This window comes from Telluria sp. Soil_C_11 (assembly GCF_057657395.1).
The window spans coordinates 1-24,063 of sequence record NZ_JBDGIN010000010.1; the positions used below are offsets into that span (position 1 = coordinate 1).

The 24,063-nt window shown below is 65.5% G+C and carries 23 protein-coding genes; 18 read left to right on the top strand and 5 right to left on the bottom strand.

Going from position 1 to position 24,063, the window contains the following annotated elements; all coding sequences use genetic code 11:
* From AC3A6M_RS16805 to cysM, 16 genes are all read left to right on the top strand, one after another.
* Window positions 1-765: IS110 family RNA-guided transposase (locus tag AC3A6M_RS16805; protein WP_487853871.1), on the top strand; the 765-nt coding region annotated here is incomplete at its 5' end.
* A gap of 369 nt (window positions 766-1,134) precedes the next feature.
* Window positions 1,135-1,683 carry a DUF2059 domain-containing protein gene (locus tag AC3A6M_RS16810; RefSeq protein WP_487853872.1) on the top strand — a complete coding sequence of 183 codons (549 nt, stop codon included), beginning with the start codon at window positions 1,135-1,137 and terminating at the stop codon, window positions 1,681-1,683.
* Window positions 1,684-1,696: 13 nt separating this feature from the next.
* A complete protein-coding gene (gene serC / locus AC3A6M_RS16815) occupies window positions 1,697-2,785 on the top strand; it encodes a 3-phosphoserine/phosphohydroxythreonine transaminase (protein WP_487853873.1) in 1,089 nt (362 codons plus the stop codon).
* Window positions 2,786-2,902: 117 nt separating this feature from the next.
* Window positions 2,903-3,973, top strand: a complete 1,071-nt coding sequence (gene pheA / locus AC3A6M_RS16820) for a prephenate dehydratase (RefSeq protein ID WP_487853874.1) — start codon at window positions 2,903-2,905, stop codon at window positions 3,971-3,973.
* 30 nt (window positions 3,974-4,003) lie between these two features.
* The gene (gene hisC / locus AC3A6M_RS16825; RefSeq protein ID WP_487853875.1) at window positions 4,004-5,107 is read left to right on the top strand and encodes a histidinol-phosphate transaminase; all 1,104 of its coding nucleotides are present in this window, start codon (window positions 4,004-4,006) and stop codon (window positions 5,105-5,107) included.
* The gene (locus AC3A6M_RS16830) at window positions 5,108-6,016 is read left to right on the top strand and encodes a prephenate dehydrogenase (protein WP_487853876.1); all 909 of its coding nucleotides are present in this window, start codon (window positions 5,108-5,110) and stop codon (window positions 6,014-6,016) included.
* Window positions 6,017-6,020: 4 nt separating this feature from the next.
* Window positions 6,021-7,352 carry a 3-phosphoshikimate 1-carboxyvinyltransferase gene (gene aroA, locus AC3A6M_RS16835; protein WP_487853877.1) on the top strand — a complete coding sequence of 444 codons (1,332 nt, stop codon included), beginning with the start codon at window positions 6,021-6,023 and terminating at the stop codon, window positions 7,350-7,352.
* A 20-nt stretch (window positions 7,353-7,372) separates the two neighbouring features.
* On the top strand, window positions 7,373-8,035 hold the full coding sequence (gene cmk, locus AC3A6M_RS16840; protein ID WP_487853878.1) for a (d)CMP kinase: 663 nt from the start codon (window positions 7,373-7,375) through the stop codon (window positions 8,033-8,035).
* Window positions 8,036-8,125: 90 nt separating this feature from the next.
* Window positions 8,126-9,832, top strand: a complete 1,707-nt coding sequence (gene rpsA, locus AC3A6M_RS16845; protein WP_487853879.1) for a 30S ribosomal protein S1 — start codon at window positions 8,126-8,128, stop codon at window positions 9,830-9,832.
* Window positions 9,833-9,850: 18 nt separating this feature from the next.
* The gene (locus AC3A6M_RS16850; RefSeq protein WP_008446215.1) at window positions 9,851-10,156 is read left to right on the top strand and encodes an integration host factor subunit beta; all 306 of its coding nucleotides are present in this window, start codon (window positions 9,851-9,853) and stop codon (window positions 10,154-10,156) included.
* Window positions 10,157-10,388: 232 nt separating this feature from the next.
* A complete protein-coding gene (locus AC3A6M_RS16855) occupies window positions 10,389-10,691 on the top strand; it encodes a LapA family protein (protein ID WP_487853880.1) in 303 nt (100 codons plus the stop codon).
* Window positions 10,692-10,719: 28 nt separating this feature from the next.
* On the top strand, window positions 10,720-11,895 hold the full coding sequence (gene lapB, locus AC3A6M_RS16860; RefSeq protein WP_442123666.1) for a lipopolysaccharide assembly protein LapB: 1,176 nt from the start codon (window positions 10,720-10,722) through the stop codon (window positions 11,893-11,895).
* A gap of 4 nt (window positions 11,896-11,899) precedes the next feature.
* On the top strand, window positions 11,900-13,267 hold the full coding sequence (locus tag AC3A6M_RS16865) for a UDP-glucose dehydrogenase family protein (protein ID WP_487853881.1): 1,368 nt from the start codon (window positions 11,900-11,902) through the stop codon (window positions 13,265-13,267).
* A gap of 8 nt (window positions 13,268-13,275) precedes the next feature.
* On the top strand, window positions 13,276-14,280 hold the full coding sequence (gene rfaE1, locus AC3A6M_RS16870) for a D-glycero-beta-D-manno-heptose-7-phosphate kinase (RefSeq protein WP_487853882.1): 1,005 nt from the start codon (window positions 13,276-13,278) through the stop codon (window positions 14,278-14,280).
* A 105-nt stretch (window positions 14,281-14,385) separates the two neighbouring features.
* Window positions 14,386-14,766 (top strand): ComEA family DNA-binding protein, encoded by a 381-nt coding sequence (locus AC3A6M_RS16875; RefSeq protein WP_487853883.1) that lies wholly within the window; start codon window positions 14,386-14,388, stop codon window positions 14,764-14,766.
* 152 nt (window positions 14,767-14,918) lie between these two features.
* Window positions 14,919-15,821: a cysteine synthase CysM gene (cysM, locus tag AC3A6M_RS16880; RefSeq protein ID WP_487853884.1), complete on the top strand. Its 903-nt coding sequence runs from the start codon at window positions 14,919-14,921 to the stop codon at window positions 15,819-15,821.
* A gap of 154 nt (window positions 15,822-15,975) precedes the next feature.
* Here the strand turns inward: cysM and AC3A6M_RS16885 are convergent, their stop codons facing one another.
* The 5 genes from AC3A6M_RS16885 to AC3A6M_RS16905 form a co-directional block, all read right to left on the bottom strand.
* A complete protein-coding gene (locus AC3A6M_RS16885) occupies window positions 15,976-16,320 on the bottom strand; it encodes a hypothetical protein (protein ID WP_487853885.1) in 345 nt (114 codons plus the stop codon).
* 448 nt (window positions 16,321-16,768) lie between these two features.
* Window positions 16,769-17,941, bottom strand: a complete 1,173-nt coding sequence (gene mltB / locus AC3A6M_RS16890; RefSeq protein ID WP_487853886.1) for a lytic murein transglycosylase B — start codon at window positions 17,939-17,941, stop codon at window positions 16,769-16,771.
* On the bottom strand, window positions 17,938-19,971 hold the full coding sequence (locus tag AC3A6M_RS16895; RefSeq protein ID WP_487853887.1) for a transglutaminase TgpA family protein: 2,034 nt from the start codon (window positions 19,969-19,971) through the stop codon (window positions 17,938-17,940). The genes mltB and AC3A6M_RS16895 overlap by 4 nt, the downstream gene beginning before the upstream one ends.
* Window positions 19,968-20,996: a DUF58 domain-containing protein gene (locus AC3A6M_RS16900; protein ID WP_487853888.1), complete on the bottom strand. Its 1,029-nt coding sequence runs from the start codon at window positions 20,994-20,996 to the stop codon at window positions 19,968-19,970. The genes AC3A6M_RS16895 and AC3A6M_RS16900 overlap by 4 nt, the downstream gene beginning before the upstream one ends.
* Window position 20,997: 1 nt before the next feature.
* On the bottom strand, window positions 20,998-21,918 hold the full coding sequence (locus AC3A6M_RS16905) for an AAA family ATPase (protein ID WP_487853889.1): 921 nt from the start codon (window positions 21,916-21,918) through the stop codon (window positions 20,998-21,000).
* Between the two features lie 121 nt (window positions 21,919-22,039).
* Between AC3A6M_RS16905 and AC3A6M_RS16910 the strand changes: the two genes are divergently transcribed.
* Together AC3A6M_RS16910 and AC3A6M_RS16915 are read left to right on the top strand one after the other, a co-directional pair.
* Entirely contained in the window at window positions 22,040-22,969 is a 930-nt protein-coding gene (locus tag AC3A6M_RS16910; RefSeq protein ID WP_487853890.1) for a histone deacetylase family protein, read from the top strand.
* Between the two features lie 78 nt (window positions 22,970-23,047).
* Complete coding sequence (locus AC3A6M_RS16915) at window positions 23,048-23,938, top strand: hypothetical protein (protein WP_487853891.1); 891 nt, start codon at window positions 23,048-23,050, stop codon at window positions 23,936-23,938.
* Window positions 23,939-24,063: the final 125 nt, after the last annotated feature.

Here is a 24,063-nt window from a genome sequence, read left to right on the forward strand (position 1 = left end):
GACTTCGTTGATGCCGAAGCGATCTGCGAAGCGGCCAGCCGTCCCTCGATGCGTTTCGTGACACCGAAAACCGAAGCCCAGCAAACCCTGTCGGCGTTACATCGCGTACGCGAATCGCTGGTGCGTGACCGGACCAAGACGAGCAACCAGATCCACGCTTTTCTGCTCGAATTCGGCATCAGTTTGCCGGTTGGCTACGCGATCATCCGTCGTTTGCCGGCTGTTCTGGCCGAACACGATTTGCCGCCGCGCCTGGTTCAAGTCCTGCAGCGGCTGCATTCCCACTTCAAGTACCTGGATGAGCAGATTGCCGAGATCGAGAAAGACTTGACGCGGCAATTGGCTGAAGACGACCTCGGTCAGCGCCTGATGACGGTGCCTGGCATCGGCCCCATTACGGCCAGCGTATTGGCCAGCGAAATGGGCGACGGCAAACAATATCGCTGTGGCCGGGATTTCGCCGCCTCGCTGGGCCTGGTACCACGGCAGTACAGCACAGGCGGCAGAAATAACCTGCTGGGCATCAGCAAGCGCGGCGATAAGAACCTGCGACGTCTTCTCGTGCAGGGAGCGCGGGCTTACATGCAGCGACTGGCGCGCTACTCAGGACCGCTGGCCCGCTGGGTAAGCGCGATGCTGACACGCCGGCATTCGAACGTCGTCGCCTGCGCGCTGGCCAACAAGCTGGCCCGGATTGCCTGGGCCATCGCCGCCCACTACACGGCATTTGAAACGAAAGAAGCCCCCACACCTGCTGGAGCGTGAGGGCTTCCCGGGCTTACTGTAATACCACCTACCGGTTTTGCGACTGCTGACTCTGGATGACGTGAACGGCACACCGGCCTGACGGATACCCTGACAAAAAAATCGGCTACTACAAGCCGAGCCGTTTTTTAGGACCGACAGGCGCAACTCTCATCGTGGCGCGGAGCTCGTCTCCAACAACGCCGGATAGATTTGAGCAAGCCTACTCACATCATAGCCAAAGAAAAGCAGCTTGCAAAAAGGAGGGGGACCATAGATTATTTGGCGGCGTTTACCGCGGTTTGCTGCGTTGCGGCGAAAAATCGGGCCGCATGAGGATTTTTTGCAAGTTTCGTGCGAAAATCGAGGTCCCCGCCATAGAGGACCTCCATGAAAAAGCATTTCGCCGCCATTGCTTCCGCCTTCGTTTTCAGCCTGGTTCCGGGGTTTGCGCAGGCGGCGCCGGCGGTCGATCCGGCCGTCGCGCAGGCGACGCGGCAGATGCTGGACGCGGTCAGGATGCGCGAGCTGATGGTGCAGACGATGGAGCAGGTCAAACAGCGCATGCCCGAGCAGATCCGCGCCTCGGCGACGCAGACCATCGAGCGGAACGCCAGCTTGAGCGCGGAGCAGAAGCGGGCGGCGCTGGCGAAGCTGGAGGAAATGCTTCCCGCCATGACGGCGCGCGTCAATGCGCTGTTGGCCGATCCGTCCCTGATCGACGACATCCTGGCGGAAGTCGTGCCGCTGTATGCGAAGACCTATACCCTCGACGAGATCCGCCAGCTGACCGCCTTCTACCAGTCGCCCGTGGGGCAGAAGATGCTGAGGACGATGCCGCGGCTCATGGGCGAAGCCATGGACATCAGCCAGCGCGTGATGGCGCCGCGCCTGCAAAAGCTCATGAGTGCGGAAGCGTCCGGCGCAGATAATCGATAATGCGGAGAATCGCATGACCCAGGTATTTAATTTTTCCGCCGGCCCAGCCGTCCTCCCCAAGGAAGTCCTCCAGCAGGCCGCCGCCGAAATGCTCGACTGGCACGGCAGCGGCATGTCCGTCATGGAGATGAGCCACCGGGGCCCCGAATTCATCTCGATCTACAAGCAGGCCGAAGCCGACCTGCGCGAACTGCTGGACGTCCCGTCGAACTACAGGATCCTGTTCATGCAGGGCGGGGGACTGGGCCAGAATTCCCTGGTGCCGCTGAACCTCGCCGGCCGCAAGGCGCAACCGGCGACGATCGACTTCGTGCAGACCGGTTCCTGGTCCAGCAAGTCGATCAAGGAAGCGCGGCGCTACGCCAACGTGAACGTGGCCGCCTCCGGCGAACCGAGCGGCTTCACCGCCGTGCCGCCGCAGGAAAGCTGGAAGCTGAGCAGCGACGCAGCCTACCTGCACGTCTGCACCAACGAGACCATCGACGGCGTCGAATTCAACTTCGTGCCGACGGTGCAGGGAGATACCCCGCTGGTTGCCGACATGTCCTCGCACATCCTGTCGCGCCGGATCGACGTGTCGAAATACGGCGTGATCTTCGCCGGCGCCCAGAAGAACATCGGCCCGGCCGGCCTGACCCTGGTGATCGTGCGCGAAGACCTGCTCGACCAGGCGCTGCCGATCTGCCCGGGCGTCTTCAACTGGCGCGCGGTGGCCGACGCCGACTCCATGCTGAACACGCCGCCGACCTACGCGATCTACATCGCCGGCCTGGTGTTCGCCCACCTGAAGCGGCTGGGCGGCGTGGACGCGATGGAGCGCCTGAACATCGAAAAAGCGCGCCTGCTGTACGAGGCGCTGGATGCCGACGATTTCTACCGGAATCGCGTGGCGCCCGAATGCCGTTCGCGCATGAACATACCTTTCTACCTGCGCGACGAATCCCTGAACGACCAATTCCTGGCCGGCGCCAAGGCGCGCGGGCTGCTGCAACTGAAGGGCCACAAGTCCGTCGGCGGTATGCGGGCATCGATCTACAACGCGATGCCGATCGAGGGCGTGCACGCCCTGGTCGATTATTTGAACGAGTTTGCGGGAAGATAACCGTCGTCCCCGCGAAGGCGGGGAGCCAAGTTTGTTGGGCAGTCGAAACGCGAACAGAACTTGGGTCCCCGCCTTCACGGGGACGACGGGTAGCAAACACATAATCACGAGCAAACAATGACAGACAAACTACAACCCCTGCGCGAACAGATCGATGCGATCGACGCGCAAATCCTCGACCTCCTGAGCCGCCGCGGCAAGGTGGCGCAGGCAGTCGGCCACGTCAAGGCCGAGACCAATGCGCCGGTGTTCCGGCCCGAGCGCGAAGCCCAGGTCCTGCGCAAGGTCGCCGAGAACAATCCCGGTCCGCTGAAGGACCAGGACGTGCAGACCATCTTCCGCGAGATCATGTCGTCCTGCCGCGCGCTGGAAAAGCGCGTCACGGTCGCCTATCTCGGCCCCACCGGCACGTTCAGCGAGCAGGCCGTGTTCCAGCAGTTCGGCAGCGCCGTCGAAGGGCTGCCCTGCGTGTCGATCGACGAAGTGTTCCGCGCCACCGAGGCCGGCACCGCCGACTATGGCGTGGTCCCGGTCGAGAACTCGTCGGAAGGCGCGATCAACCGCACCCTCGACCTGATGCTGGGCACCACCGCCATCATCAGCGGCGAAGTCTCGATCCCGGTCCACCACAGCCTGATGACCAGGACCGGCAGCATGGATGGCGTGACGGTCGTGTGCGCGCATTCGCAGGCGCTGGCCCAGTGCCAGGCCTGGCTCAACCTGCACCATCCGCACATCGAGCGCCGCGCGGTGGCCTCGAATGCCGAAGCTGCGGTGCTGGCCAGCCAGGACCCGACCGTGGCGGCGATCGCCAGCGAGATGGCGGGCGAGCAGTACAAGCTGGGCGTGGTCCAGGCCCACATCCAGGACGACCCGCACAACCGCACGCGCTTCGCCGTGATCGGCCGCCAGGCCGCCGGCCCGTCCGGCCAGGACCGCACCTCGCTGGTGCTGGCGGTGCCGAACAAGGCCGGCGCCGTCTACAACCTGCTGGCGCCGCTGGCGAAACACGGCGTGTCGATGACGCGTTTCGAATCGCGCCCGGCGCGCATCGGCACCTGGGAGTATTACTTCTACGTCGACGTCGAAGGCCACCGGCAGGACGCGGCGGTCGCGCGCGCGCTCGACGAGCTGAAGGCGAATGCCGCTTTCTTCAAAGTGCTTGGTTCATATCCAGTCGGCCTGTAATCCATTTTTAATTAGTCATCGAGAGTCCCCATGTCGCAATTCGGCCCAGAATACGTCCGCGCCATCGCCCCCTACCAGGCAGGCAAACCCATCTCCGAAGTCGCCCGCGAGTTCGGCCTGGATGAAGCCAATATCGTCAAGCTGGCGTCCAACGAAAACCCGTTCGGCATTCCGGATTCGGCAAAGCAGGCGATGGCCGCCGCCGCCGCGGAGCTGGGCCGCTATCCGGACGCCAACGGCTTCGAGCTGAAGGCCGCGCTGGCCAAGCGCTACGACGTCCCGGCCGACTGGATCACCCTCGGCAACGGCTCCAACGACATCCTCGAGATCGCCGCCCACGCCTTCGTGCAGAAGGGCCAGGCCGTGGTCTACTCGCAGTATTCCTTCGCCGTGTACGCGTTGGCGGCCCAGGGCGTGGGCGCACGTGGCATCGTCGTGCCGGCCACGAACTACGGCCACGACCTCGACGCGATGGCGGCCGCGATCGATGCGGATACGAAGCTGGTGTACATCGCGAATCCCAACAATCCGACCGGCACCTTCATTTCGGCGCCCGAGATCGAGGCCTTCTTGGCGAAAGTGCCGGCAAGCGTCGTGGTGGTGCTGGACGAGGCCTATAACGAATACCTGGAGCAGAAGGACCAGTTCGAGTCGACCCAGTGGGTGCGCAGATTCCCGAACCTGATCGTCTCGCGCACCTTCTCGAAAGCCTACGGCCTGGCCGGCCTGCGCGTCGGCTTCGCGATCGCCCAGCCGGCAGTGACCGACCTGATGAACCGCATCCGCCAGCCCTTCAACGTCAATTCCCTGGCCCAGGCCGCGGCCATCGCGGCGCTGAACGACAAGGACTTCCTGCAGAAGGGTTTCGAGAACAACCGCGCCGGCTACCGACAGCTGACTGCCGCCTTCGACGAACTCGGGCTCGAGTACGTGCCGTCGCACGGCAACTTCGTGCTGGTGAAGGTGGGCGAGGACGAGGGCGCGGGCGCGCGCGTCAACGTGGCGCTGCTCAAGCAGGGTGTGATCGTGCGCCCGGTCGGCGCCTACGGCCTGCCGCAGTGGCTGCGCATCTCGATCGGCCTGCCCGAGGAAAATGCTCGTTTCATTGAGGCGCTCAAGAAGGCGCTCGGCTGAATGTTCGATAAAGTCGTCATCGTCGGCGTCGGCCTGATCGGCGGCTCGTTCGCGCTGGGCCTGAAGGCGGCCGGCGCGGTCGGCACCGTCGTCGGCCTCGAACGCTCGGGCGAAGCCCTTGCGCGGGCACTCCAGCTGGGCATTGTCGACCATGCCTATACCAGCCCGGAGGAAGCCCTGCATGGCGCCGACCTGGTGCTGCTGGCGGCGCCGGTGGCCCAGACCGCCGGCATCCTGCGGGCGCTGCTGCCGTGGCTGGAGCCGCACACCATCGTCACCGATGCCGGCAGCACCAAGTCGGACGTGGTCGCGAGTGCGCGCGCCGTGCTCGGCGAACGCATCGTCCAGTTCGTGCCGGGCCACCCGATCGCCGGGCGCGAATCGAACGGCCCGGATGCCGCCATCCCGGACCTCTACCGCGGCAAGAAGGCCGTGCTGACGCCGCTGCCGGAAAACCCGCAAGCCAGCATCGACAAGGTCGCCAGCGCCTGGCGCGCATGCGGCGCCATCATCCACATCCTCACGCCGGGCGAGCACGACAAGGTATTCGCCGCCGTCAGCCATCTGCCGCACCTGCTGGCGTATGCGCTGGTGGACGACATCGCCAACAAGCCGCATGCGGACCTGCTGTTCCAGTATGCGGCCAGCGGCTTCCGCGACTTCACCCGCATCGCCGGCTCGTCGCCGGAGATGTGGCGCGACATCAGCCTGGCCAACCGCGATGCACTGCTCGGTGAGCTGGATGCCTATCTGGCACAATTACATGGCCTGCGCGCGCGCCTCGCGGCCTCCGACGCTGCCGGGCTCGAAGCCGTGTACGGCAATGCCCAGCGTGCGCGGCGCGCATGGATCGAAGCGATCGAAGCCTTCGAAAAGCCGCTCAGTCCGGACCAGGAATCAGGAAAGTAATCTTATGACGCAGTCCAAAATCTACCCCGAACACCTCGATCTCGAGCCGGTCATGCACGTCGAAGGCACGGTACGCCTGCCGGGCTCGAAGAGCATCTCCAACCGCACGCTGCTGCTGGCGGCGCTCAGCGAGGGTACGACCACTATCCACGACCTGCTGGCCTCGGACGACACCCTGGTGATGCTCGACGCCCTGAAGTCGCTCGGCATCCGCTGGGAACAGCGCGACGAGCGCACCCACGTCGTGCACGGCGCCGGCGGACAGCTGCCCATCGGCGAGGCCGACCTCTTCATGGGCAATGCCGGCACCGCGATCCGCCCGCTGACGGCGGCCCTGGCCGTGATCGGCGGCGACTACACCCTGCATGGCGTGCAGCGCATGCACGAGCGCCCGATCGGCGACCTGGTCGACGCCCTGAACGCGGTCGGCGCCCGGATCGAGTACACCGGCAACCCGGGCTACCCGCCGCTGCGCATCCGCCGCGGCCAGCTGTCCGCTTCCCGCATGTCGGTGCGCGGCAACGTCTCAAGCCAGTTCCTGACCGCGCTGCTGATGTCCGCGCCGCTGATGGCCCGGGACCACGCGGTGACCATCGCCGTCGAGGGCGAGCTGATCTCCAAGCCCTACATCGAGATCACCCTGAACCTGATGCGCCGCTTCGGCGTGACGGTCGAGCAGGACGGCTGGTCGTCCTTCACCGTGCAGCCGGGCCAGGCCTACCGCAGCCCGGGCAGCATCCACGTCGAAGGCGACGCCTCGTCGGCATCCTACTTCCTGGCGGCGGGCGCGATCGCCGGCGGCCCGGTGCGGGTCGAGGGCGTGGGCCGCAACAGCATCCAGGGCGACGTCCGCTTCGCCGACGCGCTCGAGCAGATGGGCGCGACGATCGTGAAGGGCGACAGCTGGATCGAGGCGCGTTCGAACGGCGTGCTGAAAGCGATCGACGCCGACTTCAACCACATCCCGGACGCCGCCATGACGATCGCCGTGGCCGCCCTGTACGCCGACGGCACCAGCACGCTGCGCAACATCGCCAGCTGGCGCGTGAAGGAGACCGACCGCCTGGCCGCGATGGCGACCGAACTGCGCAAGGTCGGCGCGATCGTGGAAGAGGGCGAGGATTACATCCGCATTACCCCGCCCGGGCAACTGTCGCCGGCCACCATCGATACCTACGACGACCACCGGATGGCGATGTGCTTCTCGCTGGCGTCGCTGGACGGCCAGGCGCGGCGCGGCAACGCCATGCGCATCAACGACCCGAAGTGCGTGGCGAAGACCTTCCCGGATTATTTCGAAACGTTTGCCGGGATCGCCAAGAACGATTTATCCTGACGTGAACAAATAAACTACGCATGCCACATTCGAACATCCCCGTCATCACCATCGACGGCCCGACCGCGTCCGGCAAGGGCACGGTCGCCCACCGGGTGGCCGACCACCTGGGCTTCCACCTGCTCGATTCCGGCGCCCTGTACCGGCTGACCGCGCTGTCGGCGCTGCGCCGCGGCACCAACCTCGCGGACGAGCATGCGCTCGCCAAGGTGGCCGAACACCTGCCGGCCCGCTTCAACGGCGGCCACATCTACCTGGGCACGGAAGACGTCAGCCACGCCATCCGCGCCGAGGAGGTCGGCAACATGGCCTCGAAGATCGCGGCCCTGCCGGGCGTGCGCCAGGCCCTGTATGGCCTGCAGCTGGGCTTCCGCCAGACGCCGGGCCTGGTGGCCGACGGGCGCGACATGGGCACCGTGATCTTCCCCGGCGCCAGGCTGAAAGTCTTCCTGACGGCAAGCGTTGAGGCCCGTGCGCAACGCAGGTATAAGCAATTGATTGACAAAGGGTTTTCTGCTAATATGGACGATCTGCTTGCGGATTTGCAGTCCCGCGATGCGCGCGATACCCAGCGCGCCGTGGCGCCGCTGGTTCCGGCAGAGGGTGCGCATCTCCTCGATACCTCGCACATGACCGTGGACGAAGCGGTCGCTTTGGTGCTTGAGTGGTGGGCGCACAGCTAGTGGTGCCCGGGTCTCGTTCCCGGGTGTGTTTCAACCTGACCCAGTTCAGAGCGCATATCGCCGTTCTGCTGGCTAACCTTTAAAAAACTCATGGCTACTGCAGCAAATCAAGATACCGGCATGGAAAGCTTTGCAGCACTCTTCGAAGAGTCGCTGTCGCGTCAAGACATGCGTTCGGGCGAAGTTATTTCGGCCGAAGTCGTGCGTCTGGATCACAACTTCGTGATCGTCAACGCCGGCCTGAAATCGGAAGCTTTCATTCCTATCGAAGAATTCAAGAATGACCAGGGCGAACTGGAAGTCAACGTGGGTGACTTCGTTTCCGTGGCCATCGAATCGCTGGAAAACGGTTTCGGCGATACCATCCTGTCGCGCGACAAGGCCAAGCGCCTGGCATCGTGGCTGGCTCTGGAAAAAGCAATGGAGTCGGGCGAGATCGTCACCGGCACCGTGAACGGCAAGGTCAAGGGCGGCCTGACCGTCCTGACCAACGGCATCCGCGCATTCCTGCCGGGTTCGCTGGTCGACACCCGTCCGGTCAAGGACACCACCCCGTTCGAAGGCAAGACCCTCGAATTCAAGGTCATCAAGCTGGACCGCAAGCGTAACAACGTCGTGCTGTCGCGTCGCGCCGTCATCGAAGCATCGATGGGCGAAGAGCGTGCGAAGCTGATGGAAACGCTGAAAGAAGGCACCGTGGTGACCGGCGTCGTCAAGAACATCACCGACTACGGTGCGTTCGTCGACCTGGGCGGCATCGACGGCCTGCTGCACATCACCGACCTGGCATGGCGTCGTGTGCGTCACCCGTCGGAAGTCCTGACCGTCGGCCAGGAAATCACCGCCAAGGTCCTGAAGTACGATCAGGAAAAGAACCGCGTCTCGCTGGGCGTCAAGCAACTGGGCGACGATCCGTGGACCGGCCTGTCGCGTCGCTACCCGCAAGGCACCCGCCTGTTCGGCAAGGTCACCAACCTGACCGACTACGGTGCATTCGTGGAAGTCGAGCAGGGCATCGAAGGCCTGGTGCACGTGTCCGAGATGGACTGGACCAACAAGAACGTGGCTCCGAACAAGGTTGTCCAGCTGGGCGACGAAGTCGAAGTCATGGTCCTGGAAATCGACGAAGAGCGTCGCCGTATCTCGCTGGGCATGAAGCAGTGCAAGGCGAATCCGTGGGACGACTTCGGCATGACCCACAAGAAGGGCGACAAGGTCAAGGGCCTGATCAAGTCGATCACCGACTTCGGCGTGTTCATCGGCCTGCCGGGCAACATCGACGGCCTGGTGCACCTGTCGGACCTGTCGTGGACCGAAGCCGGCGAAGAAGCCGTGCGCAAGTTCAAGAAGGGCGACGAGCTGGAAGCCGTGGTTCTGGCAATCGACGTCGAGCGCGAGCGTGTCTCGCTGGGCGTGAAGCAGCTGGAAGGCGACCCGTTCAACAACTTCGCATCGCTGAACGACAAGGGCACCCTGGTCACCGGCACCGTGAAGTCGGTTGAGCCGAAAGGCGCCGTGATCGCCCTGAACGACGAAGTCGAAGGCTACCTGCGCGCTTCGGAAATCTCGCGTGACCGCGTGGAAGACGCCGGCACCCACCTGAAAGTGGGCGACAAGGTCGAAGCCCTGGTCATCAACGTCGACCGCAAGGCTCGCAGCATCCAGCTGTCGATCAAGGCGAAAGACAACGCAGAGACCCAGGAAGCCATGCAGAAGCTGGCTTCGGACAACAGCGCTGCATCCGGCACCACCTCGCTGGGCGCACTGCTGAAGGCCAAGTTCGACAACAAAGGCTAATAACCTGGAAAAGCGCAGATGACCAAGTCCGAGCTGATCAACCGCCTGGCCGAGCGTTACTCTCAGCTGGTGGCAAAAGATGCGGAATACGCTGTCAAGACCATCCTCGATGCGATGACCAACGCCCTGGCGACCGGCCAGCGCATCGAGATCCGCGGTTTCGGCAGCTTCGCGCTGAACAGCCGGCCGCCCCGCATCGGACGCAATCCGAAGTCCGGCGACAAGGTGATGGTGCCCGAAAAACGGGTGCCCCACTTCAAGCCGGGCAAGCAGTTGCGCGAGCGGGTCGACGCGATGGTCGGGCAACCGATCATCGAAGACTGAGTCGTCTGCCGTCGGGCAGATAAAAACGGCGTCCTTCCGGGGATGCCGTTTTTTTTCGCCTGCGGCGCAAAAACCGTCGTCCCCGCGCAGGCGGGGATCCAAGTTTCTCGATCCGTTACGAACTTGGGTTGCCGCCTGCGCGGGAACGACGTTCTTGGGGCTGCCTTTTGAAAACTCGTTTCAAATATGCGACACTGCGCCTTTGTCGTCATTCCTCACAGGACCTATTGAGATGAAGATCGTTTCCACCATCCTCGGATGCATCCTGTTCGTCCTCTTCTTCGGCTTTGCCCTCAAGAACACCGACCCGGTGGATCTGTATTTCTTCCTGGGCTACGAATTGCGGGGACCCCTGGTGCTGATGTTGCTGGCCTTCTTCATCGCCGGCGCCTTCCTCGGCATCCTGGCAGTCACGCCCACCGTGTTCCGCCACCGCCGCGAAAGCTCGCAGCACAGGAACACCATCCAGGCCCTGCAGAGCGCCGCAGGCACCGCCGCGAGCGCCCCGCAACCCGACAGCGTCACCCCGCGCTGAACTGTCGTCATCACAGAACAAGAATCACATGGAATTTGAAATCTGGTGGCTGCTTGGCATCCCCGTCTTTTTTGCCCTCGGCTGGATTGCCGCCCGCGTCGACATCAAGCAACTCGTCTCCGAATCGCGCAGCCTGCCACGCGGCTACTTCAAGGGCCTGAACTTCCTCCTCAACGAGCAGCCCGACAAGGCGATCGACGCCTTCATCGAGATCGTCAAGCTCGACCCGGAAACGGCCGAGATGCACTTCGCGCTCGGTAACCTGTTCCGCCGCCGCGGCGAGACCGAGCGCGCCATCCGCGTCCACCAGAACCTGCTGTCGCGTCCCGACCTGCCGATCGAGCAGCAGGTGCACGCCCAGTACGAACTCGGCATGGACTACCTGAAGGCCGGCCTGCTGGACCGCGCCGAGGAGACCTTCAACCTGCTGGTCGACACGCAGTACGGCGTGCAGGCGCGCCGCGCCTTGCTGGAGATCTTCCAGCGCGAAAAGGAATGGCGCCGCGCGATCGCCGCCGCCGAGGGCCTGCAGGAATCCGGCGCCGGCGCCCAGCACAAGGAAATCGCGCAGTTCTATTGCGAGCTGGCCCAGGATGCCCTGGTCCACATGCAGCCGGCCGATGCGATGCAGCTGCTGGACAAGGCCCTGCAGGCCGACCGCAAGAGCGTGCGCGCGACCATGCTGTATGGGGACGCCCAGACCGCCCAGGGCGACATCGAAGGCGCCCTCAAGACCTGGCGCCGCGTCGAGCAGCAGAGCGTGCCCCACGTGGCCCTGGTCGCGGCCCGCCTGATGGACGGCTACCGCAAAGTGGGCCGGCCGCAGGAAGGCGTCAACCTGCTGCGCTCCTACCTTGCGGAAGCGTCATCCATTGATCTGATCGAGGTGGTGTTCAAGGCCGTCATCGAACTGAACGGCGTGGACGCTGCCAAACAGCTGGTGGTGGAAGAGCTGCGCCGTAATCCGACGCTGCTTGGCCTGGATAAATTGCTTGAGGCACGCTTGATGGATGCCCCGGCGAACGTCTGGGAAGAATTGTCGATGGTGAAGAACCTCGTCCACGGTTATACGCAGAAGCTGGCGCGCTACCAGTGCAGCCACTGCGGTTTCAAGGCACGCCAGTACTATTGGCAATGCCCGGGATGCAGCAAGTGGGAGACATATCCCCCGCGCCGCACCGAAGAACTCAATGTCATGAATTAAGAAAATGAAGATTACGATTATCGGTACCGGCTACGTTGGTCTCGTCACCGGCGCCTGCCTCGCGGAACTCGGCAACGATGTGTTCTGCCTCGACGTCGACCAGCGCAAGATCGACCTGCTCAACGACGGCGGCATCCCCATCCACGAACCGGGCCTGGAAGAGGTCGTCGCGCGCAACCGCGCCGCCGGCCGCCTGCATTTCTCGACCGACGTCGCCGCCAGCGTCGCCCACGGCCAGCTGCAGTTCATCGCCGTCGGCACCCCGCCGGACGAGGATGGTTCGGCCGACCTGCAGTACGTGCTGGCCGCCGCGCGCAACATCGGGCGCCACATGGACGGCTTCAAGGTCATCGTCGACAAGTCGACCGTGCCTGTCGGTACCGCCGACCGCGTCGCCGCCGCGATCCGCGAGGAGCTGGCCGCGCGCGGCGCCCAGACCGAATTCACCGTGGTGTCGAACCCGGAATTCCTGAAGGAGGGCGCCGCGGTCGAGGACTTCATGCGCCCGGACCGCATCGTCATCGGCCACGACGACAGCCCGAGCGGCCAGCGCGCGCGCGAGCTGATGAAGCTGCTGTACGCGCCGTTCAACCGCAACCACGAGCGCGTCTACTGGATGGACGTGCGCTCGGCCGAGTTCACGAAATATGCCGCCAACGCCATGCTGGCGACCCGCATCTCGTTCATGAACGAACTGGCCAACCTGGCCGACAAGGTGGGCGCCGACATCGAGGCGGTACGCCACGGCATCGGCTCCGATCCGCGCATCGGCCACAGCTTCCTGTACGCCGGCGCCGGCTACGGCGGCTCCTGCTTCCCGAAGGACGTGCAGGCGATGGAGCGCACCGCGCGCCAGTACGGCCAGGACCTGCTGATCCTGAGCGCCGTGGAAGCCGTCAACGAGCGCCAGAAGCATGTGCTGGGCCGAAAGGTCGTGGCCCGCTTCGGCGAGGACCTGTCCGGCAAGCGCTTCGCGGTCTGGGGCCTGGCCTTCAAGCCGAACACCGACGACATGCGCGAGGCGCCGTCGCGCGTGCTGCTGCAGGAACTGGTCGCGCGCGGCGCCACCGTCGCCGTGCACGACCCGGTGGCGATGGCGGAAGCACGTCGCGTGCTCGAGCTCGACCTCGGCGAAGAGAAGCTGGCCCGCATCGAGTTCAAGGACGCGCCGATGGACGCGCTGGATGGCGCCGAGGCGCTGGTGATCGTCACCGAATGGAAGGCCTTCCGCAGCCCCGACTTCGAAGAGATCAAGGCGCGCCTGGTCAATCCGGTCGTCATCGATGGCCGCAACCTCTACGAACCGGCCCTGATGACCGGCCTGGGCATCGAATACCACGGGATCGGCCGTTCGGTCCTGACCAGCAAGTGAGCCAGCCGATGCATCAAGACATCCCAAGCCGCCTGCTGCCGACCGACAGCTACCGCCAGGCCGAGGCGCCGGCACTCGAGAAGGTGCGCCTGCTGGTGGTGGGCGACGTCATGCTCGACCGGTACTGGTTCGGCGACGTCTCGCGCATCTCGCCGGAAGCCCCGGTGCCGGTGGTGCGCATCGAGAAGCGTGAAGCCCGCCTGGGCGGCGCCGCCAACGTCGCGCGCAACGCGGCAGCCCTCGGCGCCCATTGCGGCCTGCTTGGCGTGGTCGGCAACGACGAGGCCGGCGACGAGGTCGAGCAGATCCTGCGCGAATCCAGCATCGACAGCTACCTGAAGCGCGACGAGGCGATCTCCACCATCGTCAAGCTGCGCGTGATCGGACGCCAGCAGCAGATGGTGCGCATCGACTTCGAGGAAGCGCCCAGCGAAACCACGCTGCGCGACAAGCTGACCCAGTTCAAGGCCGTGCTGCCGGACTACGACGTCATCATCTTCTCCGACTACAACAAGGGCAGCCTGGTGAACGTGGCGGAGATGATCCGCATGGCGCGCGACGCCGGCAAGACCGTGATGGTCGACCCGAAGGGCGACGATTTCACGCCCTACCGGGGCGCCACCATGCTGACCCCGAACAAGTCCGAACTCAAGCGCATCGTTGGCAGCTGGAAGACCGAGGACCAGCTCACCGAGAAGGCGCAGAAGCTGCGCGAGGAACTGGGCCTGGAAGCCCTGCTGCTGACCCGTTCGGAAGAGGGCATGAGCCTGTACACGGCCGCCGAGGTGCTGCACATCCATGCCGACGCGCGCGAAGTGTTCGACGTCTCCGGCGCGGGCGACACCGTGATCGCGACCATGGCCGCGATGCTGGGCGTGGGCGCGCCGCTGGCCGAAGCGCTGGCCACCGCCAACCGCGCCGGCGGCATCGTGGTCGGCAAGCTGGGCACCGCCACCGTCACCCGCGACGAGCTGTTTGCGCATCGCCGCCGCACCGACGGCTCCCAATCCTGAACGCTTGATCTTTGATAAGCGCCGGGCGTCAACGCCTGGCGTACTTATCCGTTAATACATACGGGCGGCGCCTGCCGCCCCTATACCAACCAACGGAGATAAGAGATGATCAAGAAACTCTTCCTTGCCATCGTCGCGCTGGCGGCGTCGATGAACATTGCCTTTGCCCAGGTCGACGTCAACAAGGCCGATGCCGCGGCGCTGGACTCGGTGAAGGGCGTCGGCCCCGCCATGTCGAAGACCATCATCGATGAACGCGCCAAGGGCGAATTCAAGGACTGGGCCGATTTCCAGAAGCGCGTGAAGGGCGTGGGCGACAAGCGCGCCGCCAAGCTGTCCGAAGCCGGCCTGCAGGTGAACGGCAAGTCCAAGGAAGGTGCCCCGATGGCAGCCTCCACCGGCGCTGCGAAAGGCAAGATGGATGAGAAGGCCGCCAAGCCGGCCAAGGCCGCCAAATCGGACGCCCACCCGAAAGCCACCAGCTGAGCCTTGGAGGCGTCTCTCCGAGCCCCGCAGCCTGCGGGGCTTTTCATTTGGGGCTTGCTTTTACTCATGACGGCACCGACCCGTCCCGTACGCCGTATTGCATCTCGGATTAGAATGGCGTTTTGAGATCGCAAGAAAGCAGAAGCACACCCATGGCATACAAGACCATCCAGGACACGATCGGCAACACCCCGCTGGTGCAGCTGGTTCGCATTCCGGGCGCGGACGCCGCGGCCCGCAACAACGTCATCCTCGGCAAACTCGAAGGCAACAACCCGGCCGGTTCCGTCAAGGACCGCGCCGCCATGTCGATGCTGCGCGGCGCCGAGGAGCGCGGCCAGATCAAGCCGGGCGATACCCTGATCGAAGCGACCAGCGGCAACACCGGCATCGCGCTGGCGATGGCGGCTGCGATCCGCGGCTACAAGATGCTCCTGATCATGCCGGACAACCTGTCGATCGAGCGCCGCCAGAGCATGGCCGCGTATGGCGCCCAGATCATCCTGACCCCGAAGACCGGCGGCATGGAATATGCGCGCGACCTGGCCGAGTCGATGCAGAAGGACGGCAAGGGCATCATCCTGGACCAGTTCGCCAACCAGGACAACCCGCGCGCCCACTACGAGACCACCGGTCCCGAGATCTGGCGCGATACCGAAGGCCGCGTCACCCACTTCGTCAGCGCGATGGGCACCACCGGCACCATCATGGGCGTGTCGCACTACCTGAAGGAACAGAACGAGGCGATCCGCATCATCGGCGCCCAGCCGGAAGAGGGTTCGTCGATCCCGGGCATCCGCAAGTGGCCGGAAGCCTACCTGCCGAAGATCTTCGACCGCGCGCGCGTCGACCAGGTCGAGAACGTGACCCAGGCCGCGGCCGAGCAGATGGCGCGCCGCCTGGCGGCCGAGGAAGGGATTTTCTGCGGTATTTCCGCGGCCGGCGCCTGCGAAATCGCGCTGCGCATTTCGCAGACCGTGGAGAATGCGACGATCGTGTTCGTCGTCTGCGACCGCGGTGATCGTTATCTGTCGACGGGTGTGTTCCCCGCCTGAAGGTCACGCTTCGAAGCGTGTATGTCTTGATCCCGGCGCGAGGTCTGGGCGCTGGGTGTCTCCCCTCACGAGGAAGAATCGGTGCTGCTTCAGGTGCTGCTGCGGGTGACGGCAGGGCGGCATGATCTGCCGCCGTCCGTAGTCGCCCCCACGGTTATTGCTCGGCGCCGCTGGCGTTGGTGTCCTTGTCCTTCGGCTTGAACTGCTTGTCGCTGATGCGGAATTTCGCACGGCGGTCGCCCATCAGGTAGCGCAGGTCGCGGATCGACAGGTCGCTGACTTCGTGCATGCGGATCAGCAGCGAAGCGCCGACCGGCAGGCGGTGGTGGCGGATCTTCGAGATGACCGGCGGTGCCACTTCGAGGGCGCGCGACAGGGCTGCGTCGTTCTTCAGGCGCAGGTTCTCGATCAGGGTGTCGAGCAGGCGGTTCGGGTTGTACTGCAGCAGTTCGTCATTCTCCGAATCGCTGTTCATATCAATGCCGACTTGGTTCGTCATGATGTCACTATTCCTATTTTTGGGTTGAAGGAGCTCGCTGGCGGCTTTGAGGTACAACAAAGGTTTCGAAAATTTCTACTAAATTATACAACTAATTTTTAATTTAGTACTTAAGAGCAATAAGGGCCAGCTCTACTTGCTCAGTTCGTTGTCCTGCTGCAACAATAGCCGCAATGCAATTCTCTCACAAACTCACTAAAAAATTAATTGCTTTTTATTTAAACTTAAGTGTAAAGCAATTCTCGATGCGCTGCCGCACGTTTCCAAATGGCATGATGAAATGCCAAGAGGAGTGGGGGTATCGGGATAGGAAGGGTGTTTCCTCGGAGAACTAGCTTGAGGAAAGTGACATACCCCGGGGAGTATGTCATTGTCAGTACTGCATTAGCTCAACAATAATAACTGTTGTATCGTTACAAACGGATACAAAGTTTTTGGTTACTCAGGGTTAAATACCGCGCGACAAACGCACCGCGCGGCCCAGTTCGACCACCGACATGGCATAAAAGTAACTCCGATTGTACTTTGTGATAGCAAAGAAGTTAGTGTTTGCCACCCAGTACTCGGTGGGATCGGCGCCGTTCTGCAGATCGATCAGGCCGTACTGGCGTTGTTCCGGCAGGGAAGTACGGGTAATGACGCCGGCGCCCTGCAGCTCGGACGGCTGCCAGCGCGCTTCCAGGCCGCCCAGCAGCGGCTGCCAGGCCAGGCTCGGCGCGACGTCGGCCGGAAAGACCGCGGGACCGGTCGCATTGCGGTCCCAGCCGTGCGCGACCAGGAAATTGGCCACGCTGCCGATCGCGTCGGAAGCCGAGTTGCGCAGGTCGACGATGCCGTCGCCGTCGAAGTCGACACCGTATTTCAGGATATTGCCAGGCATGAACTGCGTCATGCCGACCGCGCCGGCGAAGGAACCCAGCAAGGAGAAGGGATCGATGTTTTCCTTGCGTGCCAGCAGCAGGGTATTTTCCAGCTCGCTGCGGAAGAAGGCCATGCGGTCGAGCCGGTTCGGCGCTTCCGGATAGGCAAAGGCGAGGGTGGTCAGCACATCCACCACGCGGAAGCGCCCGGTATCGCGGCCGTAGATGGTCTCGACGCCGATGATGCCGACGATGATCTCGGCCGGCACGCCGTACAGCGCTTCGGCGCGCGCCAGCTCGGCGGCGTTGTCGTTCCAGAAGCGGACCCCGGCATTGATGCGGATCGGTTCGATGAAGCGCTCGCTGTAGGCCTGCCAGTTCTTCGGCTTGCCCGGCGGCGCCGGTTTGACCAGCTGGACCGCGGAGTCGACGAAGCGGGCCTTGGCGACCAGCGCGTCCAGCCCGGCGCGATCGAAGCCATGGCGGCTCACCATCTCGTCCTCGAAATCGCGCACCGCCTGCCATTCGCCGAAGTTGACCTGTTCGCCATCGTAGTCGATGCCCGGGCGCACCGGCGCCGGCGCGGCTTTCGCAGCCTTGGCCTTGGCGGCCTTGGCTTTCCCGGCCCTGGTGGCCTTCGCGGTCTTGGCCACCTTCGCCGACTTGGCGCCGGTGTGGTGGATCGAGGAGGCGGCGACGGCGTTGGAGGCCTGCCCGGCGCCGATGGCGAGGGCAAGCAGCAGCGGTACAAAGGATTTCATCGAACTCGGGACAGCAACTCTTTCAGGATAGTCGGCAGGCCGGCGCCGTGGGATTGCGGCTGCGCCGGCGGAGCATAGCGCCAGGCGCTGTAACGGCGCAGGAATTCGGCCGCGGCGGCCTTCGGCCCGGGGGCGAGGGCGGCGCCGGCGATGCGCGCGGCGTAAGCCGTCGGCCCTTCGTCCGGCGCACGCGGCAGGCCCAGTTGGCCAAGGCGGTGGCACAAGGCCGAGTATAGCCTATCGACCGGGTCCTCCCGCCGCCGCCGCGACAATTTTCTGCCCAGCAGCAACACCGCGCATGCCAGGGCCAGCAAGGCCGCGCTGCGCCAGCTGAACAAGTTGTCTTGAAGGCTTTCCATCAATGCATGCTGGCGCTGCGGGCCATAGTTCAGCACCCACTGGTTCCAGCCGTTATTGGCGGCGCCGATCGCAAACCGGACCCTGGCCAGCAGCGAATCCGGAGCCGGCTGCAACAGCCGCCCCAGTCCCTCGAAGCCGAACGGCGCCGGGGCCGGCAGCGCGCGCGCCAGGCTGCGCTGCACGCGGTCCGGCGCGACCGCCGCGGTCGGATCGACGCGCACCCAGCCCCGCCGCGCCAGCCAGACCTCGCTCCAGGCGTGGGCGTCGGACTGGCGCACGGTGAAGTAGCCGTCGATCGGGTTCAGTTCGCCACCCTGGTAGCCGGTCACCACGCGCGCCGGGATCCCTGCCGCGCGCATCAGGAACACGAAGGCGCCGGCATAGTGCTCGCAGAAGCCGGCGCGGGTGTCGTACAGGAACTCGTCGACGGCATCCATCCCCAGCAGCGGCGGCTCCAGCGTATAGGAATAACCCTGCGTGGCGAACTGGCGCAGCACCGCCTGTACCCGCTGCAGGGGTTCCGGGTAATCGTGGCGCAGGCGCTGGCCGGCCGCCAGCGCCTTCGGGTTGCGGCCGTAGGGCAGCAGCAGCCACTGGAAGGCGTTGTCCAGCGAGTCGCCGGGCTGGAAGCTGAAGTCCACGTAGGAGGCCAGGTCGTAGCGGATCCGCTCCCGCACCGGGCTGGAAGCCTGCAGTTCCAGCTCCGGGGTGGCGCTGGCGGTCCCGCTCGACAGCTGCGGCAGGGCGCGCGGCATCTCGAGCGCGAACAGCCAGCGCATGTTCGACGGTTCCATCGTGACCTGGTAGCGCAGCGCGTCGCCACGCACCGAGATCGATACCGGCTGCGGCGCCTTGCTGCCGAAGTGCGAGCGGGCCGTCAGCCGGCTCCAGGTGCGGCCGTCATAGGCGCCCAGCACCGGGCCGCGCCAGTACAGTTGCGGCTGGGCCGGCGGCGGGCCGTCGAACTTCACGCGAAAGGCCGGATCGTCGGATTGCGCCAGGCTCGAAAACTGGCCCGGCGCCATCGTGTCGGACAGGCCGGTGCTGGCGCCGTGGGCATCGTCGGGCATGCCCCACAGCGGCCCGTTCACGCGCGGGAACAGGATGAAGCCCAGGGCCGCGAGCGGCGTCGCCAGCGCCAGGATCTTCGCCCCCATCAGCAGGCGCGTGCGCAAGGGCGGCACCGCGCCGGTGAGCTGGAACGACAGCTGGGTGGTGAGCAGGGCCACGATCGACACCAGCATCAGCAGGGCGGTGCCGATGCTTTGCGAGTAGAAGAAATTCGTCAGCACCAGGAAAAAACACAGGAACACCACCACGAACAGGTCGCGCCGCGCGTGCATCTCCAGCATCTTGAAGGCGACCAGCAGCACCAGCATGGCGACCCCGGCGTCGCGTCCGAGCACCGTGTGGTAGGTCTGCAGCACGCCCGCCATCGCGGCGACGGCCAGCGGCGCCAGCACCAGGTTGGTCGGCATGCGCCGTCCCAGCAGGGTCAGCAGGGCGCGCCAGACCAGGGTGGCGCCGCACAGCAAGGTCACCCACAGCGGCAGGTGGGCCGTGTGCGGCAGCAGCACCAGCACCGTGCTCGCCAGCAGCAGCAGGGTGTCCTGCTTGTCGCGCGGGAGCGGCTGCCAGAATCGCGGGAGCGAAGGACGCAACGTTTTCATCGCGCCTCGTCGACGATGCCGTACAGCGCCAGGGCTTCCAGGCAGGCCGCCTGGTGGGCCGGGCCGAGCCCCGCGTCGATGGCCTGGCGGCCGAGGCGCAGCGCATAGGGCAGGGCCCGCAGTTCCGCTTCCAGCACCCAGCGCGCCAGGCGCGACAGTTTCAGCTCGAGGTCGAGCCGCGGCGGCAGCGCGTCCAGGTCGAGCACCAGCTCGTCGAGCGCGCCGCCCTCGAACTGCTTGGTCACCAGCTGGCCGCCGAGCGCAGGGTCGAGGCGGGCGATGTGGCGCCAGGCCAGCTGGCGCAGCGGATCGCCCGGCTGGTAACTGCGCACGCCGGCGAAGTCGTCGCTGCCGGCGCTGCCGGCGCCGTCCGGGCTCGGATGGCCGCTGACCGGCAGCGGCGGCGCGTCCTGCTCGGGAAAGGGGTAGACCAGCGCGCGGCTGTCCGGCTGCCAGTAGCTCCAGGCGTTGAACAGCCCGAGCGGGAAGCGGGTCGCCAGGCGCACGCGCGGCGCCTTCATCCAGCCGCGCCGGCTGCTGGCGCCGGACAGCACCACGGTGGTGGTCGCGCCCGCCGGCACGTCGACCGCATGGCGCGGGTCGGTCGCGGTATCGACGTCGACCCAGAGCGCGAACCGGCTCAGCCGCGTGCGGTTGGCCAGCAGCAGTTCGAACGGTGCGTCCTCGCCCGCGAACACGGCGCCGGCGCGGCCGGGCCGCAGGTGCAGGTGGGCCAGGTTGCGGTAGGCGGCGATCATGTCGACCAGCCCGCAGGCGGCGGCCACGAAAGTCAGGCCGAAGCCCAGCCCCAGGCTGTAGTTGACCGAGCCGACCAGCAACGCCAGCAGCAGGGCGCCGAAGCCGAGGCCGGCGCGGGTCGGCAGGACATACACGCGGCGCTGGTTCAGCTCGACTTCGCCGCGGTCGCGCGCGGTGGTGCGCTCGCGCCAGGTGCTGCGCCGTCCGCGCAGCCAGCCGAACACCCGGACGCCGAGCGGCAGCCTGGCCACGGCAGCGTCCCTCATGTCAGACCGGCACCGACTTCTGCAGCTGCAGCACCAGGTCGCGGCTGGCGCCGCCGCCGCCGTGCGCCGACTTCAGCGGCCGCAGGCGGTGCGCGCAGACCGGCACCAGCAGGGTCTGGATGTCTTCCGGGATCACGTGGTCGCGCCCCTCCAGTGCGGCCCAGGCGCGCGCCGCCTGCAGCAGGGCCAGGGTGGCGCGCGGCGACAGGCCTTCGGCGAACAGCTTGCCGGAGCGCGATTCCTGGGCCAGGGCCTGCAGGTAGTCGATCAGCGCGCCCGAGGCGTGGATCGCACGCAGCGAGCGCTGCGCATCGAGCAGCTCTTCCGGGCGCATCACCGGCTGCAGCGTCTTCAGCATCGCGCGCCGGTCCTCGCCCATCAGCAGGGCCCGTTCGGCGCTGGCGTCGGGATAGCCCAGCGACAGGCACAACAGGAAGCGGTCGAGCTGGGATTCCGGCAGCGGGAAGGTGCCGATCTGGTGCGCCGGGTTCTGGGTCGCGATCACGAAGAACGGCTCCGGCAGGGCGCGCGTGACGCCGTCCGCCGTGACCTGGCGCTCTTCCATCGCTTCCAGCAGCCCGGACTGGGTCTTCGGCGTGGCGCGGTTGATCTCGTCGGCCAGCAGCACCTGGGTGAAGATGGGGCCGGGGTGGAACACGAAGCCGTTCTTCTCGCGCTCGTACACCGAGATGCCGGCCACGTCGGCAGGCAGCAGGTCGCTGGTGAACTGCACGCGGTTGAAGCGCAGGCCGAGGCTGAGCGCCAGGGCGTGCGCCAGCGTGGTCTTGCCGACCCCGGGCACGTCGTCGATCAGCAGGTGGCCGCCGGCCAGCAGGCAGGTGAGGGCAAGACGGACCTGCTGGTCCTTGCCCACCACGATCTGTCCGACCTGGCGTGCGGCGGAATGCAATTGTTTGAACATGGATGGCTTTTTCTCGTCGACCCGGGGCGCATGGTAGATTAACGCCATCGGCAATCTTTTTATCGGCATTTCGATTCTATGCGAGAACGCCGATCCATGTGATACGGATGAGCGCAGCACAATGAGCACAGCAATCTACAGCCACCCGGACTGTTCCCTGCACGAGATGGGCGACTGGCACCCCGAAACGCCGGCGCGCCTGCAGGCGATCGAGGACCAGCTGATCCTGGCGCGGCTGGATGGGCTGGTCGAGCGCCGCGACGGCGCGCCGGCCGGCCTCGATGCGATCCTGCGCAACCACAGCCAGGGCGCGCTCGACCTGGTGCGCGACAACCTGCCGGGCGCCGGCGAACATTATCCGCTCGACGGCGACACCCTGCTGTGCAAGCACAGCTACCAGGCCGCCCTGCGCGCCGCCGGCCTGGCGCTGGCCGCCACCGACGACGTGATCGCGGGCGCGGTCGACAATGCCTTCTGCGCGATCCGCCCGCCCGGCCACCATGCGCGGCCCGGCGAGCCGATGGGATTCTGCCTGTTCAACAACGTCGCCATCGCCGCCCGCCACGCGCTCGAGGTGCATGGACTGGAGCGGGTCGCCATCGTCGATTTCGACGTCCACCACGGCAACGGCACCGAGGAGTCCTTCCGCGACGATCCGCGCGTGCTGATGGCCAGCTTCTTCCAGCATCCCTTCTATCCGTACACCGAGCCGGCCCCGGTGACCGCGACCAGCGTGAACATCCCGGTGCCGGCCTACAGCGGCGGCGAGGTGGTGCGCAAGCTGGTGCAGGAACAGTGGCTGCCGGCCCTGCATGCGCACCGCCCGCAGATGATCTTCATCTCGGCCGGCTTCGACGCCCACAGGGAAGACGAGCTGGGCGGCATGGCGCTGGTCGAGGCCGACTATGCCTGGATCACCCGCCAGCTGGTCGAGGTCGCGCGCCGGCACGCCGGCGGGCGCATCGTCAGCTGCCTGGAAGGCGGCTACAACCTGTCGGCACTTGGCCGCAGCGTGGCGGCGCACGTCAAGGTGCTGGCCGACCTGGATTGAAGCTGGATTAAACCGCGTTCCGGAACCGGCGCAACGCGGCAGTATCTAACCTCCACACCAAACACGACTGGAGGGGATATGAAACTGCTGCGCCTCGCGGCGGCGCTATGCCTGCTCGCCGTATGTGGACTGACCCCGCGGCTGGCCGCGGCCACCAATTACACGCTGTGGATCAACGGCCGCCTGGGAGGCGGCATCGTCGGCGACTACGACAGCTTCACTTACTGGGGCCCGGCCTCGATGCCCGCGGGCGTCAACAAGAAGGCCGTCAACTGGGACGGCCGCAGCAGCATCGCCACCCAGAGCTACCTCGTCCGCAATGCCCTCGACTGCTTCTGCACCGGGAACAACTGGTGCTATATCGCGACCCACAGCGCCGGCGACCTGCTGCTCGGCTACACCCTGGCCAACTACGGCGGCTCGGCGCGGCTGAAGAAGAACGCCATTCCCAATCCGGTCGGCATGTGCGGCAACCGGGGCGGCGGCGGGACGCAAACCGGCTGGAACATCAAGTGGGTGCGCGCCGCCGCCAGTTCTAGCGGCGGCTCGGAGCTGGCGGACATCGGCGCCTGGTTCACCTCGGAACCGCTGGTGCAGGACGTGCGGACCACGACCGCGCGCGCCATGTACAACCACAACAACACGCGCAACATCTGGTTCTACATGTATGCCGGCGCCAGGGGCGCGCTGTATTCCTTCATCCTGCCGGGCCAGGACGACGAGGTCGAGCCCTATCACAGCGCGGGCGGCGTCTCCGGCAGTTCGGGCATGGCCCTGTGCAACCCGGGCGACTGGTTCTGCAACGACCTGACCCTGGGCACGGCGCCGAACCAGGGCGGCAGCACGAAGTGGGCTTACCACTCGGTCGCCTTCCGCGACGACGGCGAGGACTACGGCCATTACACGAACGGGAACTGGGGCGGCATCGTCTCCGTGGTCCGAAGTGCGATGGCCAGCACCGCGCGTTGATCCGCATTGCGCGCCGGCCATGCGGCGTTTGCGGTTTCCGCCACACGTATCGATTTGGCTCGTGCGGTCATTGACGCGTACATACACCCCATCTACATTGGATTCGGCTGTGGCACGGCCATGCG